The organism is Streptomyces antibioticus, from assembly GCF_002019855.1.
GTDB classification, from domain to species: Bacteria; Actinomycetota; Actinomycetes; order Streptomycetales; family Streptomycetaceae; genus Streptomyces; species Streptomyces antibioticus_B.
Map to the genome: position 1 here is coordinate 2187148 of NZ_CM007717.1, position 14685 is coordinate 2201832.

Genomic DNA, 14685 nt, shown 5'->3' on the forward strand with positions numbered 1-14685 from the left:
GACGTAGGCTCTCGGCATGGAAATCGCGCTGCGCCCCGTGCACGACAGTGATCTGCCCGTGTTCTACCGGCAGTTGAACGACCCCGAGGCCCTGCTGATGGCCGCGTTCACCCCGAAGGACCCGCAGGACCGGGACGCCTTCGACGCCCACTGGGAGCGGATCCGCGCCTCGACGGCCGTGAACCGCGCGGTCCTGGCCGACGGGGACGTGGTCGGCAGCGCGGCGGTGTACGGGGAGCCGGGCGAGCGCGAGGTGACGTACTGGATCGACCGGGCGTACTGGGGCCGCGGCATCGCGACGGCCGCACTGCGGGCGCTGCTGGCCGAGGTCCCGGAGCGGCCGCTGTTCGCGCGGGCCGCCGCCGACAACACCGGGTCGCTGCGGGTCCTGGAGAAGTGCGGGTTCCGCCCGACGGAGCGGACCTCCGGGTTCGCGCAGGCGCGTGGCGCGGAGATCGAGGAGGTCGTGCTGCGGCTGGAGGGGTGAGCGCGCCTCCCGACGAACAGACGGCCTCGATGAACAGACGATGAGAAAATCGGGCGGACGGAACGATGCGCCGCTCTCCGCTCGTCTTCCTGTTCGCAATGAACAAGACGATCAGGCGCGCCTCGGTCTTCGCGCTGCTGCTGGTGCTCGCCCTGCTGGTCCGGGCGACCTGGGTGCAGTTCTACGAAGGCCGGGCGCTCGCGGACGACAAGGACAACCGGCGCACCGCGATCGCGACGTACGCGGCACCGCTCGGGAACATCGTCGTGGCCGGGAAGGCGGTCACCGGCTCGGCCCCCACCTCGGGCGGCGACCTCAGATACAAGCGCACCTACACCGACGGCGAGCTGTACGCGGCGGTGACGGGCTATGCCTCGCAGAGCTACGCCCCCACCCAGCTCGAAGGCATCTACCAGAGCCTGCTCAACGGCACGGACACCCGGCTGAAGACCGTCACGGACACCGTCACCGGCAAGCGGGCCGACCCCGGTGACGTGGTCACCACCGTCGAGCCGGACGTGCAGAAGGCGGCGTACGAAGCGCTGGGCGACAAGAAGGGCGCGGCCGTCGCGATCGACCCGGCGACCGGCAGGATCCTCGCGGTCGTGTCGACCCCCTCGTACGACCCGTCGGCGCTGACCGACGCCAACACCGCGGGGGCGGCCTGGAAGAAGCTGACCGCGGACCCCGACAAGCCGCTCACCAACCGGGCGCTGCGCCAGCCGCTGGCGCCGGGCTCGACGTTCAAGCTGGTGGTGGCGGCCGCCGCGCTGGAGGAGGGGCTGTACTCCTCGGTGGACGAGCGGACCGACAGCGAGGACCCCTACACCCTGCCGGGCACCCGGACGGTCCTGCGCAACGAGAACGCCTCCGCGCCCTGCGAGGACGCCACGATCCGGGTGGCGCTCCAGTACTCCTGCAACAACGTCTTCGCGCATCTGGCCGTGCAGCTCGGGCAGGACAAGCTGCGGGCCATGGCCGAGAAGTTCGGCTTCAACGACGACAGCCTCGACGTGCCGGTGCGGGCGTACCCGAGCGTGTACCCGACCGGGATGGACGCGTCGTCCACCGCGCTGACCGGCATCGGCCAGTTCGACGTGACGGCGACCCCGCTCCAGATGGCCATGGTGTCGGCCGTGATCGCGAACGACGGCGAGCTGGTCTCGCCGCACATGGTCTCCCAGGTCACCGACGGCGGCGGAGACGTGCTCAAGGACTACGACGACGCGTCGAGCACCCGCGTGATCAGCTCGGACACCGCCGAGCAGCTCCGGTCGGCGATGGAGACGGTCGTGGAGAAGGGCACCGGCACCAACGCGCGGATCGACGGCGTCACCGTCGGCGGCAAGACGGGCACCGCGCAGAACGGCGAGAACAACAGCAAGGCGCCGTACGCCTGGTTCACCTCGTACGGGTCGGCCGACGGCAAGAGCGTCGCCGTGTCGGTGGTCGTCGAGCAGTCGGACGCGGCCCGCTCGGAGGTCAGCGGCAACGGCCTGGCGGCCCCGGTCGCCCGGGCCATGATGAAGGCGGCGCTGAACTAGGAGACGCGGGGCGAGCGCGGTTCGTCTCGTGCACCCCTTTATGTGTTTGCCGTCGGCGGGCCCGGTCGGATAGGAAGCTCGCATGCTGAGGGGCGACAAGATCGGGCTCAGGGCCCGGCACGAGGACGACATCCCGATCCTGCGGGCCGAGCTGTACGACGACGTGGTCAACTCCTCGCGTTCCGAGAGCCGGCCGTGGCGGCCGGTCACGCCCGGTGCGCAGGACTCGCGGCTCATGGTGGACGACACCGAGCAGGCGCACGTGCCGTTCTCCGTGGTGGAGTTGGACGGCGGCGCCCTGGCCGGCACGGCGGCGCTGTGGGGCATCGACAACCACAACCGGTCCGCGCACATCGGCCTCGGACTGCTGCCGGGCGCCCGCGGCAAGGGCTACGGCACCGATGTGGTCGCGGTGCTGTGCCACTACGGTTTCGTCGTGCGCGGCCTGCACCGGCTGCAGATCGAGACGCTGTCGGACAACCCGGCGATGCTGCGCTCCGCCGAACGCAACGGCTTCGTCCGCGAGGGCGTGCTGCGCTCCTCGGCCTGGGTGATGGGTGAGTTCCTGGACGAGGTGCTGCTCGGGCTCCTCGCCCAGGACTGGAAGCCGGGCACCCCTCGGCCGGGCACTCCTTAGGGAGTGCCGCTCGGTGCCGGGGGCCTCACTTCACGCCGAGCACCTGTTCGACGGGGTCGATCGCGAAGTACACCAGGAACAGCGCCGAGGTCAGCCACAGCAGCCAGTGGACCTCCCTCGCCTTGCCCAAAACCGTCTTGATCACGACGTAGGCCAGGAAGCCGGCGCCGATGCCGTTGGTGATCGAGTAGGTGAACGGCATCACGGCGATGGTGAGGAAGGCGGGGACGGCGATCTCGTACCGGTTCCAGTCGATGTTCTTGACCTGGGTCATCATCAGGAAGCCGACGGCGACCAGGGCGGGCGCGGCCGCCTGGAGCGGGACGATCGTCAGGACCGGCGTCAGGAACAGCGCCAGCGCGAACAGGGAGCCGGTGACCAGGTTGGAGAAGCCGGTGCGCGAGCCCTCGCCGACACCGGCCGCGGACTCGATGTAGGAGGTCGCGGAGGACGACGAGGCCGCGCCGCCCGCGGCCGCCGCCACACCGTCGATGAACAGCACCCGGCCGAGGTTCGGGACCTTGCCCTCCTCGTCGAGCAGCCCGGCCTCCGCGCTGATGCCGACGACCGTGCCCATGGTGTCGAAGAAGTCCGACAGGATCAGGGTGAAGATCAGCAGGACGACGGTGACGATCCCGACGCCGGGGGCGCCGAACGCGCCGAACAGGCTGAAGTCGCCGAGCAGTCCGAAGTCGGGGGTGTCGACGATCTTGTCGGGCCAGGACGGGGTGGTGAGGCCCCAGGACTCGATGTCGGCGAGCGAGTCGATGACGATCGCGAGCACGGTCATGGTCACGATGCTGATCAGGATGGCGCCCTTGACCTTGCGGGCGAGCAGTCCGAAGGTCAGCAGCACCCCGAGGCAGAAGACCAGGACGGGCCAGCCGGACAGGGTGCCCGCGCCGCCGAGCTGGACGGGCACGGTGGTGCCGCCGGCGTCCGGGACCCGGCTGACGAAGCCGGCGTCGACCAGGCCGATGAACGCGATGAACAGGCCGATACCGACACTGATCGCCTGCTTGAGCGGCTGCGGGATCGCGTGCATGACGGCCTCGCGCAGACCGGTCACCACCAGCGCGCAGATCAGCAGCCCCTCCAGGACGACGAGGCCCATCGCGTCGTCCCAGCTCATCAGCGGGGCGATCTGGAAGGCGACCACCGCGTTCAGGCCGAGTCCGGCGGCGAGCGCGAGCGGAAGGTTGCCGCCGACGCCCATGATGATCGTCATCACGGCGGCCACCAGGGCGGTGGCGGTGGTGAGCTGGACGAAGTCGAGCGAGTGGCCGTACTTGTCCTTCGCGCTGCCGAGGATGAGGGGGTTGAGGACGAGGATGTAAGCCATGGTGAAGAACGTGGCGAAGCCGCCGCGTATCTCCCGGCCGAAGGTGGACCCCCGTGCGGAGATCCTGAAGAACCGGTCGACACCGTTCACCGGCGGAGGGGGTGCGCTCCCCCGGTCGGCCGCCTGCTTCGTCTCGGACATGACGCGTCGCTCCTCGCTGCCAGGTGATCGTGTGCGGATGCTGGCTGGATTGTGTACGCGTCAAACCCGGTTCAGGTTTTCGCCGTGTTACGGATCGGGCCCGCTGCCGCCCCGCGCGACCGTGGGGCCGCGCGGGGAGGTACGGCTAGCCGACGAAGTACGTGGGGTTCGGCAGCTTGTACGTACGGTCGGCGTAGCCGCCGTCGAGATCGGAGTACTGGTCGCCGAAGTTGGCGACGATGTCGTAGCCGAGGTCGCGCTCGATGTGCCGGCGGGTACCCGCCTTGTACTGCACGGTCGTGCAGGTCCAGGTGCCGGGCGTGGCGCAACCACTCAGATAGGACGGCGGGTTGGCGGCGTTCTTGAGGAACATGTGCCCGGCGTCGAGGTTCACGTCCGCGCCGACCTTCTTCAGGTTGGCGACGGCCGCCGAGCGCTGCGCCTCGCTCAGGCCCGAGTTGTAGAAGACCGTGACGCCCCGCTGCGCGGCGTACCGCACGAGGCCGGGGCTGCCGAAGACCTCGGGACGGTCCGCCCGGTCGACGTAGGCGGCCCAAGTGGCCGAGTTGTAGGTGTAGTTGTAGCGCTTCTCGTAGTCCAGGCTGAGCAGCAGCGTGTCGTCGATGTCGAAGACGACCGCGGGCTTCTTCCCCTTGTGCAGGGCCTTGCGGGCCGCCTGGTCGATGTACTTCTTCGCGGCCTTGTCGATCGCCGCGAGGTCCTTGGCGTACGGACTGACCGGCGACGCCTGGTAGACGCCGTTCGCGTCGGCCGTGGTGCCGTAGTAGGTGTCGAGGTCCTTGACCAGCAGGCCGATGTTGTACGGCTCGTGGGTCGAGTTCGCCGTGGACTGCCCGGCGGTGGCCGCGCCGGCACCGTAGAGGGCGGCGCCGGTGACGACAGCGGCGGCGGTGGCGGCCGCGAAACGCAGTGACTTTTGCATGACACAGCTTTCTACGCGCGTCACCCCCAACGGCACGAGCCCCGACAGGCAAAAACCGGGTCAAGCAACCTTCTTCCATGGCTTCCACGGCTCCCAGTCGCCGAGGTACGCGGCACGGGTGGCCGACTCCGCCTGTTCGGCGGTCAGTTGGGGCCGGTTGGCGGGGACGGTGATCGCGGCGCCCGGCCCGGTGTTGCGGTACTCGGCGAACCGCTGCTCCTGCCAGGGGAACGCGGCCGACATGTCGGCGTAGGGCGCGACCGCGTCGATGCCGGGCCCGAGGCGGGTGTCGCGGACGACGAGGCTCGGGCGGGCCGTGGGGTCGGAGCTGGGCACCCAGGGGCGGGCCAGCTTGTAGAAGCCGTCCGGGGCCGCGCTGCTGATCCGGCTCCGGATCACCAGGAGGCCGTACGGGTTGGCGCCCGCCGTCGAGGGGGCGAAGACGAAGCCGTGCGGCGGCCCGGCCAGGTCCGTGCGGCGCAGGGTGCGGAAGTGGCCGTGCTCATGGACCGCGGTGGCCCGCCCGAAGACGAAGTCGACGTCCCCTTCGGTATAGCAGTGGGCGTAGTACTGCCGGGCGACGGCGGTCACGGCGATCGAGTCGGCGTACAGGGTGTCCTGGTGGCCGAGGAAGCGGCAGTGGTGGAAGGCAGAGCGGTCGCCCTGCACCTTGAGGGCGACGGCCTGGGTGCCGGTGATCCCGGGGTGGTCGGCGCGCAGCCAGTCGTTGGCGAAGGTGATCCAGCGGGCGGTGAAACCGGCTGCCTGCAGGGTCGTTGTGGCCGATCCGGTGGTGCCGTAGGTGCCGCCGCCGGGTTTGGGGGTGCCGGCCGCGTTGTCGTACACGATGACGGTGTCCCGGGCGTTCTCGGTGGCGCCGATCCACGTGGCCTCGGTGCGGGTGGGGTCGAGGAGGACCGTCTCCCGGTAGACGCCGGGGGCCAGGACGAGGGTCCAGCCGCTGCCGGTGGCGGCGGTGACGGCGTCCTGGACGGTGGTGAAGTCGCCCCGGCCGAGCGGGTCGACGTACAGGGTGCGCGGGGTGCGGCGGGCGGCCGGGGAGCCGAAGCGGCCGAACGGTCGGCGGTGTCCGCCGGGGCCCGCGTGCGCGGGGGCGGGGTAGGCGAGGGCGGCGGTGCCCGCGGCCGCGCCCGCGGCCGCGCCCGCGGCCGTGGCGAGGAACCACCGTCGGGAGGGCAGGTGCATGCGGGTGCTCCTTGGGAGGGGCGGCCGGGACGGAGCGGGAACACCGGCCCGGCCGCCGTGTGGAGGGGGTTGGTTCAGCCCAGGCGTCCCGCGCCCGCGCCGCGGTCGACGATCCGGGCGACGGACCGCACCGGGTCGACCCGGGTGCGCAGGGTGGGTGTCCAGCCGGCGCCGGACTCCAGGGTCTCGGCGGGGATCTCCGCGTTGTGCACGGCGATCAGGTCGGTGATCCGGCCGTTGACGAGATTGTGCGCGGCGGTGACCGGGGCGACGCTCCACCGCTTGAGCACCTTGGCCGCGCTGACCCCCGGGGGCAGGGTGAACGCGTTGTGTTCGGCGACGAGTCGGGACTCCTTGCCGATGCCGAAGCTGTAGGAGTAGTCGTCGTGCGCGACGAAGTGGTTGTTGTAGGAGTCGACCTGTCCGAAGCGGACCCGGGGCGCGCGCTCGACCAGACCGGAGAACAGGTTGTGGTGGAAGGTGGCCTTCAGCCGGCCGCGGTCGCCGACGGCCGTCGACTCGCTGTCGCTGTTGCCGATCAGGATCGTCTTGTCGTGCTCGGTGAAGACGTTCCAGGAGGCGGTGACGTGGTTGGCGCCGCGCACGATGTCGAGTTGGCCGTCGTGCTGCTGGTAGAGCATCCCGAAGTACGTCGGGGCCGCGCTGTCGGGGTGGGAGCCGTCGGTGAACGTGTTGTGGTCCAGCCAGACATGGGTGGAGCCGTACACCACGGCGGTGTCGTACTCGGAGTTCCAGTTGCCGGTGGCGCCGTCGGTGGGGTCCCACTGCGGGAAGCAGTCGACCGGCGACTCGAGGGTGAGGTTGCGGACGATCACGTTGTCGACGCCCTTGATCTGGAGGCTGACGCCCTTGAAGCCGGCTCCGCGGCCCACACCCACGATGGTGGTGTTGGCGGGGATGTCGGCCTTGATGGCCCGGTCCTGCGCGGCGGCGGAGGCACGCCGCAGACCCTCGGGGCTGTCGTCGGGCTCGGCGGTCAGATCGGTGTCCAGGCCCCAGGTCTCGGGGGCGTAGGCGGCGAGGTAGGCGTCGAAGTCGTAGCCGGGCGCGGCGAAGGAGTCGCAGCCCTCGGCGACGGCGTCGATCACGCCCTTCACCTTGATGATCTTCGGCGCGGAGCCGCCGGCGGCGAGGGCGGCCTTGAACTGGGCCCAGGTGGTGACGGTGTGGACGTGTGCGGCGTCCGCCGCCGCCCCGCCCGTCGTCCCGGTCCCGTACGCGGCCCATCCGTCGTTCGCGGGCAGGACCTGACGGCCGAGGTCGCGGGCGGTGGTGTGGGCCGGGGCGTGGGGGCCGGCCGACGCGGTGCCGGTGGCGGACAGCACCAGGGCGGTGCATCCCGCGAGGGCGGCGACGGCCCGTGCATGACTCTTCGGTGTACGCATGGTGCGGGTCTCCTTCCGATGCCCGGGTGCTAGCCGTTGTTCTTCTTCCAGTCCGCCTGCGCCGCGTTCAACTGCTCGGCCAGCGTGTCCAGGAAGTCCTTCGCGCTCATCTTTCCGAGCAGCACCTTCTGGAAGTTCGGCTCGTTGTCGGCCTTGGAGATGGTGTTCCAGTCGGGCAGGTAGTAGGGAAGCTGCACGATCTTCGTGCCGGTCCCGTTCAGCGCCTCGGCGGCCAGCTTCGTCGGCTCCGCCCCCTGGATCCACGCGTCCTTCGCGGCCTCGGTGTTGGCCGGGATCTGGCCCGCGGACTCGTTGTACTTGGAGTTCTCCGCGTGCGAGACGGCGAACTCGACGAACGTCCAGGCGGCCGTCTTGTTCTTGCTCGACTTGAAGACGCTCAGCCCGTCGACCGGGTTGGAGATCTGCACCCGGCTGCCGTCGTCCAGGGTGGGGCTCGGGATGCCGCGGAACTTGTCCGGGCCCAGCGCCTTGAAGTGGTCCTGGTAGGAGCCGAGGTTGTGGCTCAGCATGCCGATGGTGCCGCTGTCCCACTGGGCGACCATCTTGGTGAAGTCGTTGTTGACGTCGGCGGACGGGGTGGCCTTCTTGTAGAGGCCGACGTACTTCTCCAGCGCCGCGACGATCTTCGGGTCGTTGACGGTGGTCGTGTCGCCGTTCCAGAAGGTGTCGATGCCGGTCTGGCCGTACGCGGCGTCCAGGGCCGGCGCGATGGAGCCCTCGCCGCCGCGGATGGTGAAGCCGAAGGCGTTCTTGTCCTTGTCGGTGAGCTTCTCGGCGGCCTCGTAGAACTTGGTCCAGGTGGTGGGGGCGTCCAGACCGGCCTTCTCGAACAGGTCCGTGCGGTACCACAGGGTGCCGTTGTTGGACGAGGTCGGGATCTGGTACAGCTCCTCGCCGCCGCCCGCCGCGCGGCTGACCGCCAGCAGGTTCTCGCTCAGCTTGCCGTCGAGCGCGCTCTTCTCCAGGCGGTCGTCCAGCGGTTCCAGGGCGCCCTGCACGGCGACCTCGGCGAGCATGGCGGTGCCGACGCCGCCGACGTCGGGGAGACCGCCGCCCTGGATGGCGGTGTCGTACTTGGACTGGGCGCTCGCGGCGGGGATCCCGACGTACTTGACCTTGATGTCGGGGTGGGCCTTCTCGAAGTCGGCGATGATCTCCTTCCAGATGTCGGTGCGTACGCCTCCGTTGTTGTCCCAGAAGGTGATCTCGCCCTTGCCCGAGCCCTCGCCCCCCTTGTCCCCCGCGCTGCCGCCGCCGTCGTCACCGCAGGCGGTGGCGGTCAGCGCGAGCACGGAGCCCAGGGCGACGGCCAGGACGGCCCGCCTGTTTCTGCGGTTGCTGCTGCTCTTCATGTGTCGGCTCTCTTCTTCTTCCGGATACGGCGGAGACGCGTGGACATCTGGAGCTGTGGGGGGAGTTCGGAGTTCGGAGTTCAGAGCGGTGTGACGCGGAACGCGGTGAACGCGGCCGAGCCCGCGTGGTCCGGACCGGCGGGGGCGAGGGCGAACAGGCCGAGCAGGGCGCCGACCCAGCGCCAGGGGGTGGCGGTGAAGACGGGGCCCGAGGGGCGCGGGCCGTCGCCGGTGTCGTAGCTGAAACGGCAGCGCGCGGCCGGGCCGATCTCGACGCGCAGCCGGACCCGGCCCCCGGGGGCGGGCCTGGGGTGTCCGGCGTCGCGTTCGCGGTCGGCGCCCGTCTCGGCGAACCGGTGCACGACGTGGACGCCTCCGTCGGCGTCGCGTTCCAGCCCGATCCAGCAGTAGGCGTCGCCGAGGACCGCGAGTCCGGCGCGGGCGCCCGGGCGGGTGCCGTGCAGGGTCAGTTCGGTCTCGACGGCGCAGGGGGTGCCGGGGAGCCGCTGGGTGAGGACGTTCGGCACCCGGCGCAGATCGTGCGCGGCCTCGGTCGCGGACTCGGTCGCGGCCCCGGTGCGGACGCAGGTCAGCCGCAGGCCGTCGCCGAAGTGGTGGGTGGCCCAGCCGTCGCGGGGGTTGGCCGTCCACTGCCACTGGCGGCCGAAGCGTCCGCCGGGGAAGTCGTCGTCGGTGGCGGGCGCGGCGGGCGGCTGGACGGGCAGATCCGGCAGCCGGTGGGCGCGGACCGGGGTGCCCGCGTCGCCGATCACCGGCCAGCCGTCGGCGCCCCAGCGCATCGGCTGGAGGTGGACGACCCTGCCGTAGGCGCCGCGCTGCTGGAAGTGCAGGAACCAGTCCTCGCCGGACGGGGTGCGCACCCAGCCGCCCTGGTGCGGGCCGTTGACGTCGGTGTCCCCCTGGTCGAGGACGATCCGCTCCTCGTAGGGGCCGAAGAAGTCCCGGGCGCGGAAGGCGCCCTGCCAGCCGGTCGCCACCCCGCCGGCGGGGGCGAGGATCCAGAACCGTCCGTCGTGCCGGTAGAGCTTGGGGCCTTCGAGGGTGAACCAGCCGGGCAGCCGGTCGCCGTCGACGATCACCTTGCCCTCGTCGAGAAGTGACGTGCCGTCAGGATGCATACGGTGGCCGGTGATCCGGTTCTTGACGCCCGCGCGGGACTTCGCCCAGGCGTGCACGAGATACGCCTCGCCGGTCTCGGCGTCCCACAGGGGGCACGGGTCGATGAGCCCCCGGCCCTCCTTCACGAGTGTCGGCCGGGTCCAAGGGCCCCTGATCTCCGGGGCGTTGACCTGGAAGATGCCTCGGTCGGGGTCGCCCCAGAAGATCCAGAACCGGTCGTCGTGCCGGCGCAGGGAGGGTGCCCAGACGCCGTGGTCGTGGCGCGGGACGGCGAACTCGGCGGCCGGTTCCAGGCGTTCGAGGGCATGGCCGACCAGGGTCCAGTTGACCAGGTCGCGGGAGTGCAGCAGCGGCAGGCCGGGGATGCGGGAGAAGCTGGAGGCGGTGAGGTAGAAGTCGTCGCCCACCCGGATCACGTCCGGGTCGGACCAGTCGGCGTCGAGCACCGGATTGCGGTACGTCGCCGGATCGGGGTGCGCCACCGGATCGGGGTACGTCACCGGATTGCGGTACGTCACCGGCCGACCGCCTTCCGGACCAGCGCCGCCGCCTCGTCCCGGCCGAGCCGGCCGTCGGCGACGACGGTGACGATCCGGCGTACGACCGTCTCGCCGGGCGGGATCGGCAGCCGTTCGGCCGAGGCCAGCGAGGAGCCGACGCCCGGGTACTCGGCGGTGCGCACGAACCAGGGGTCGCCGCGGGTGGTGTCGGTGGCGGCCGCGAAGACGAGCGTCCAGCCGGTGCCCACGAGGGCCAGCCAGTCGGCGGGGCGGCCGTGCACCCCGGTCTCGCCCTGGGCCCCGGCGGTGAACACCCGCGGGGCCGCGCTCTCCTTGGGCGCCCGCCAGAAGAAGCCGCCGTAGGCCGCGCCGGGGCGGCCGTTCGTCGCCGGGCTGCCGATCGACAGCGGGCCCGGGGTGACGTTGGTGAGGGAGAAGGTGAAGTCCAGCGCCCAGGCGGTGTCGGTGAGTCCGGCGGCCGCGACGGTACGGCGCTCGCGCAGCAGCCCGCCGCCCGCGGCCTCCCAGCGCAGCTCCTGCACGAAGCCGCCGGGGTCGCGCAGGGGGAAGGAACCGTGCCGCTGGGCGCCGTGGTTGTCCAGCTCGGTCGGGCCCCGGCCGCGGACGTAGGTGCGTCCGCCCCAGAAGTTGTGCCCCTCGACGTCGGGAACGGCGACACCGACGCCGAGGTGGTGGGGGTGGTCGGCCGGGGCCAGCTCGGTGACCGCCGTGCCGGACAGCGTGGTGACGGGGTGCAGATAGGGGCGGGGGGAGAGCCGGGCGGGCAGCTCGGGCCGGACGACGTACCGGCCGACCGGGCGGCCCGCGACGCGCAGGACGAGCGGTGCCCCGGGTGCCGTCATCGGGTGCTCACCTCTTCCGGGTGCACGGTCGTGGATGCCCAGGGGGCGCCCAGTTCGGAGTAGAGGGCGAGGCCGTCGGCGGCCGCCGCGACCAGGCCGTCGATGCCGGGGACGACCCTGCGGGCCCCGCCGTCGGCCGGGTGCCAGGCGGTGCCGGGCAGCCGGACCGGGTCGGGGGCCACCCGGACCGCCTCGACGACCCGCATGAACGCCTCGGTCGCGGCGGGCGGGACCAGGAGATCCCCGCCGTCGGTGAGATGGGCGGCCAGGTTCTCCAGCAGGTCGGTGCGGCCGTACTCCCGCTCCTCGGGGCCGTGTCCGGCGCGCTGGAGAAGGACGCGGTCCCGCTTGTACCAGAGGGTGATCCGGCCCCGGCTGCCGTGCACGACGACGTACGGCTCGTCGGGGTCCTCGGCGCACAGGGTCGCGGCGACCACGACCGGGAGGCCGTCGGCGGTGGTGATCCGGACGCAGGAGGTGTCGTCGGACTCGATGGCGTTGGCGTGCGCCAGTTCGGTCTCGATGGCGGTGACGTCCTCGGCGCGGGTGGCGCCGGCCAGGGTGAGCGCGGTGGCGACGGCGTGCGCGAGCGGGTTGGTGAGGGCGCCGTCGATCACGTCGACGCCGTTCAGCCGCCGTCGGCCCGCCCAGGGCGCCCGTCGGTAGTAGAACTCCGGGCGCGCCCAGGCGCCGGCGCCGCCGACCCCGGTGACCTCGCCGATCGCGCCGTCGCCGAGCAGTTCGCGGATCGCCGGGAGGGCGTGCGAGCCCAGCGACTGGAAGCCGATCTGGCAGCCGACCCCGGCCGTCGCCACACCGTCGGCCATCCGGCGGAACTCCGCCCAGGACGGGGCGGGCGGCTTCTCCAGGAGCAGGTGCGCACCGCGTGCGGCGGCCGTCAGCGCCAGGTCGGTGTGGGTGGGGATCGGGGTGCAGAGCACGGCGATCCGGGCGCCGGTGGCGTCGAGGAGCGCGCCGAGGTCGGCGGACTGGGCGGGTACGCCGAGCCCCTCGGGGATCTCGTCGGGGGCCAGGGGGGTCAGCTCGCAGACGCCCGCCAGCCGCACGATCCCGCGGTCCTGGAGCCTGCGGATGTTGTCGAGGTGCCAGCGGCCGTGGCCGCGGGCCCCGGCGAGGACGACGGGGAGGGCCTGCGGCTCCGTCGGTGAGGTCATCCCTTCACCGCCCCCGCGCTGAAGCCGGTGATCAGCCACTTCTGGATGAAGGCGAAGACGATCACCACGGGCACGGCGGCGATGATGCCGCCCGCGGCGAGGGCGCCGAGGTCGACGCTGTCCGCGCTCATCAGGGTGTTGAGACCGACCGGGATGGTCTGCTTGCTCTGGTCGGACAGGAACATCAGGGCGAACAGGAAGTGGTTCCAGGCGTGCACGAAGGCGAAGGAGCCGACCGCGATCAGTCCGGGCCGCAGCAGGGGCAGGACCACGATCCGGAAGCCCGTGAAGCGGTTGCAGCCGTCGACCCAGGCGGCCTCCTCCAGCGAGTAGGGCACGTTCCGGATGAAACCGCTGATCAGGATCATCGACAGGGGGAGCTGGAAGACCGTCTCGGCGATGATGACGCTCGCCAGCGAGTTGATCATCCGCAGTTCGGCGAAGATCTGGAACAGCGGCACCAGCAGCAGCGCGCCCGGCACGAACTGGGTGCACAGCAGGGCGATCATGAAGCCGCGCTTGATCCGGAACTCGAAGCGGGCGAGGGCGTAGCCGCCGGCCAGCGCGACGAGGGTGGTGAGCAGCAGCGTGGCGACACCGGTGAGCACGCTGTTCTGGAAGTAGACGCCGAACTCGCGCTCGTTCCAGACCTTTTCGAAGTGCTCGAAGGTGACCGGCCACGGCACGAGCGAGGTCGAGCCCGGCCGGCGGAGCGCGAAGAGCAGGATCCAGTAGAACGGGACCAGGGTGAAGAGCAGGTACACCGACAGCGGCACGTAGATCTGCCAGCGGGGCGCCTCGTCCCAGGCGCGGGACCTGCGGCGCCGCGGCCGGTCGGGGGCAGGGTGCGGGGGCGCGGGGACGGGCGCGACCCGGGTGGCCTCCTCGGTGATCACTTGCCTCCCCCTCCGAACTTGCTGAGCCGCAGATAGACCATCGAGCAGACGAGCAGGATCAGGAACGCGACCGTCGTCAGGGCGGACGCGTAGCCGAAGTTGTGGGCGTCGACCGAGGTGTTGGCGATGTAGAGCGGCAGGGTGGTGGTCTCCCCCGCCGGGCCGCCGTTGGTCAGCGTGTAGAGCAGGTCGACGTTGTTGAACTCCCACACCGCGCGCAGCAGCGTGGACAGGACGATGGCGTCCTTGAGATGGGGCAGGGTGATGTGCCAGAACTGCTTGATCCTGCTCGCCCCGTCGACCTCGGCGGCCTCGTACAGGTCCTTCGACACGGACTGGAGATCGGCGAGGATGAGGATCGCGAAGAACGGCACACCCCGCCACAGGTCGGCGACGATCGCCGCCGGGAAGACGGTGGAGGGGTCCGACAGCCAGCTCGTGCCGTAGGAGCCGATGCCCATGTCCGCGAGGTAACGGGTGATGCCGGTCTGGGAGTTGTAGAGCAGCACCCAGATCACCGAGGTGAGCACGCCGGAGACGGCCCACGGGGAGAAGACGAGGGCGCGGCCCAACGCCCGTCCCACGAAGGTCTGGTTGACGATCAGCGCCAGCGCGAGCCCGAACAGGAGCTGCAACCCGACCTCGACGACCACCCATTGGGCGCTGAAGGTCAGCGTGTCCCAGAACTGCGGGTCCTCGGTGAAGGCGTGGACGAAGTTGTCGAAGCCCGCGAAGCCGTTCCGCCACGGCTTGGTGGGGTTGTAGTCCTGGAGGCTGTAGTAGAAGACGCTGATCACCGGGTAGGCGATGAAGCCCAGCATCAGCAGGGCCGCCGGCGCGATCAGCAGGTACGGGAGCCTGTGGGGCGCGGTGGAGGCACGGCGCCGCCGGGGTGGCGCGGGCGGTTTCGCCACGGCTGCGGCTTGGGCCATGACTGTTCTCCGTTCTGGGTCGCGTCGTGCGTGCGTGCGGGGAGCTGCGTACAGGAAGCGCTTTCTATCCGGGCAGGGCTGTGCCTGCCGGGCCGTGCGG

At 71.2% G+C, this 14685-nt stretch carries 13 protein-coding genes; 3 read left to right on the forward strand and 10 right to left on the reverse strand.

What is annotated here, in order from left to right; genetic code table 11:
* Positions 1-16 precede the first annotated feature (16 nt).
* The 3 genes from AFM16_RS09770 to AFM16_RS09780 all read left to right on the forward strand — a co-directional run bounded on the left by AFM16_RS09770 (position 17) and on the right by AFM16_RS09780 (position 2668).
* Positions 17-487, forward strand: a complete 471-nt coding sequence (locus tag AFM16_RS09770) for a GNAT family N-acetyltransferase (protein ID WP_078633056.1) — start codon at positions 17-19, stop codon at positions 485-487.
* 98 nt (positions 488-585) lie between these two features.
* The gene (locus AFM16_RS09775; protein WP_078636894.1) at positions 586-2031 is read left to right on the forward strand and encodes a peptidoglycan D,D-transpeptidase FtsI family protein; all 1446 of its coding nucleotides are present in this window, start codon (positions 586-588) and stop codon (positions 2029-2031) included.
* An 82-nt stretch (positions 2032-2113) separates the two neighbouring features.
* Entirely contained in the window at positions 2114-2668 is a 555-nt protein-coding gene (locus tag AFM16_RS09780) for a GNAT family N-acetyltransferase (protein WP_030791119.1), read from the forward strand.
* 25 nt (positions 2669-2693) lie between these two features.
* Here AFM16_RS09780 and AFM16_RS09785 read toward each other — a convergent pair whose 3' ends face one another.
* From AFM16_RS09785 to AFM16_RS09830, 10 genes are all read right to left on the reverse strand, one after another.
* The gene (locus AFM16_RS09785) at positions 2694-4151 is read right to left on the reverse strand and encodes an NCS2 family permease (protein WP_078633057.1); all 1458 of its coding nucleotides are present in this window, start codon (positions 4149-4151) and stop codon (positions 2694-2696) included.
* 145 nt (positions 4152-4296) lie between these two features.
* Complete coding sequence (locus AFM16_RS09790; RefSeq protein WP_030791124.1) at positions 4297-5094, reverse strand: HAD family acid phosphatase; 798 nt, start codon at positions 5092-5094, stop codon at positions 4297-4299.
* A gap of 60 nt (positions 5095-5154) precedes the next feature.
* Complete coding sequence (locus AFM16_RS09795) at positions 5155-6300, reverse strand: pectinesterase family protein (protein ID WP_078633058.1); 1146 nt, start codon at positions 6298-6300, stop codon at positions 5155-5157.
* 74 nt (positions 6301-6374) lie between these two features.
* Complete coding sequence (locus AFM16_RS09800; protein ID WP_078633059.1) at positions 6375-7706, reverse strand: pectate lyase family protein; 1332 nt, start codon at positions 7704-7706, stop codon at positions 6375-6377.
* A 29-nt stretch (positions 7707-7735) separates the two neighbouring features.
* Positions 7736-9079: an ABC transporter substrate-binding protein gene (locus tag AFM16_RS09805; protein ID WP_030791133.1), complete on the reverse strand. Its 1344-nt coding sequence runs from the start codon at positions 9077-9079 to the stop codon at positions 7736-7738.
* 80 nt (positions 9080-9159) lie between these two features.
* Positions 9160-10737: a glycoside hydrolase family 43 protein gene (locus AFM16_RS09810; RefSeq protein ID WP_245177667.1), complete on the reverse strand. Its 1578-nt coding sequence runs from the start codon at positions 10735-10737 to the stop codon at positions 9160-9162.
* A complete protein-coding gene (locus AFM16_RS09815; protein WP_078633060.1) occupies positions 10734-11582 on the reverse strand; it encodes a DUF6807 domain-containing protein in 849 nt (282 codons plus the stop codon). The genes AFM16_RS09810 and AFM16_RS09815 overlap by 4 nt, the downstream gene beginning before the upstream one ends.
* The gene (locus AFM16_RS09820; protein WP_078633061.1) at positions 11579-12757 is read right to left on the reverse strand and encodes a Gfo/Idh/MocA family protein; all 1179 of its coding nucleotides are present in this window, start codon (positions 12755-12757) and stop codon (positions 11579-11581) included. Before AFM16_RS09820 ends, AFM16_RS09815 begins: the two co-directional genes overlap by 4 nt.
* Complete coding sequence (locus AFM16_RS09825) at positions 12754-13653, reverse strand: carbohydrate ABC transporter permease (RefSeq protein WP_030791144.1); 900 nt, start codon at positions 13651-13653, stop codon at positions 12754-12756. The genes AFM16_RS09820 and AFM16_RS09825 overlap by 4 nt, the downstream gene beginning before the upstream one ends.
* Positions 13650-14585 (reverse strand): carbohydrate ABC transporter permease, encoded by a 936-nt coding sequence (locus AFM16_RS09830; protein ID WP_078633062.1) that lies wholly within the window; start codon positions 14583-14585, stop codon positions 13650-13652. Before AFM16_RS09830 ends, AFM16_RS09825 begins: the two co-directional genes overlap by 4 nt.
* Positions 14586-14685 lie beyond the last annotated feature (100 nt).

Coding starts and splice junctions, on each gene's coding strand:
- AFM16_RS09785 (WP_078633057.1), bottom strand. CDS start 4,151: ATGTCCGAGACGAAGCAGGCGGCCGACCGGGGGAGCGCACCCCCTCCG.
- AFM16_RS09790 (WP_030791124.1), bottom strand. CDS start 5,094: ATGCAAAAGTCACTGCGTTTCGCGGCCGCCACCGCCGCCGCTGTCGTC.
- AFM16_RS09800 (WP_078633059.1), bottom strand. CDS start 7,706: ATGCGTACACCGAAGAGTCATGCACGGGCCGTCGCCGCCCTCGCGGGA.
- AFM16_RS09775 (WP_078636894.1), top strand. CDS start 586: ATGAACAAGACGATCAGGCGCGCCTCGGTCTTCGCGCTGCTGCTGGTG.
- AFM16_RS09805 (WP_030791133.1), bottom strand. CDS start 9,079: ATGAAGAGCAGCAGCAACCGCAGAAACAGGCGGGCCGTCCTGGCCGTC.
- AFM16_RS09795 (WP_078633058.1), bottom strand. CDS start 6,300: ATGCACCTGCCCTCCCGACGGTGGTTCCTCGCCACGGCCGCGGGCGCG.
- AFM16_RS09770 (WP_078633056.1), top strand. CDS start 17: ATGGAAATCGCGCTGCGCCCCGTGCACGACAGTGATCTGCCCGTGTTC.
- AFM16_RS09820 (WP_078633061.1), bottom strand. CDS start 12,757: ATGACCTCACCGACGGAGCCGCAGGCCCTCCCCGTCGTCCTCGCCGGG.
- AFM16_RS09780 (WP_030791119.1), top strand. CDS start 2,114: ATGCTGAGGGGCGACAAGATCGGGCTCAGGGCCCGGCACGAGGACGAC.
- AFM16_RS09830 (WP_078633062.1), bottom strand. CDS start 14,585: ATGGCCCAAGCCGCAGCCGTGGCGAAACCGCCCGCGCCACCCCGGCGG.
- AFM16_RS09815 (WP_078633060.1), bottom strand. CDS start 11,582: ATGACGGCACCCGGGGCACCGCTCGTCCTGCGCGTCGCGGGCCGCCCG.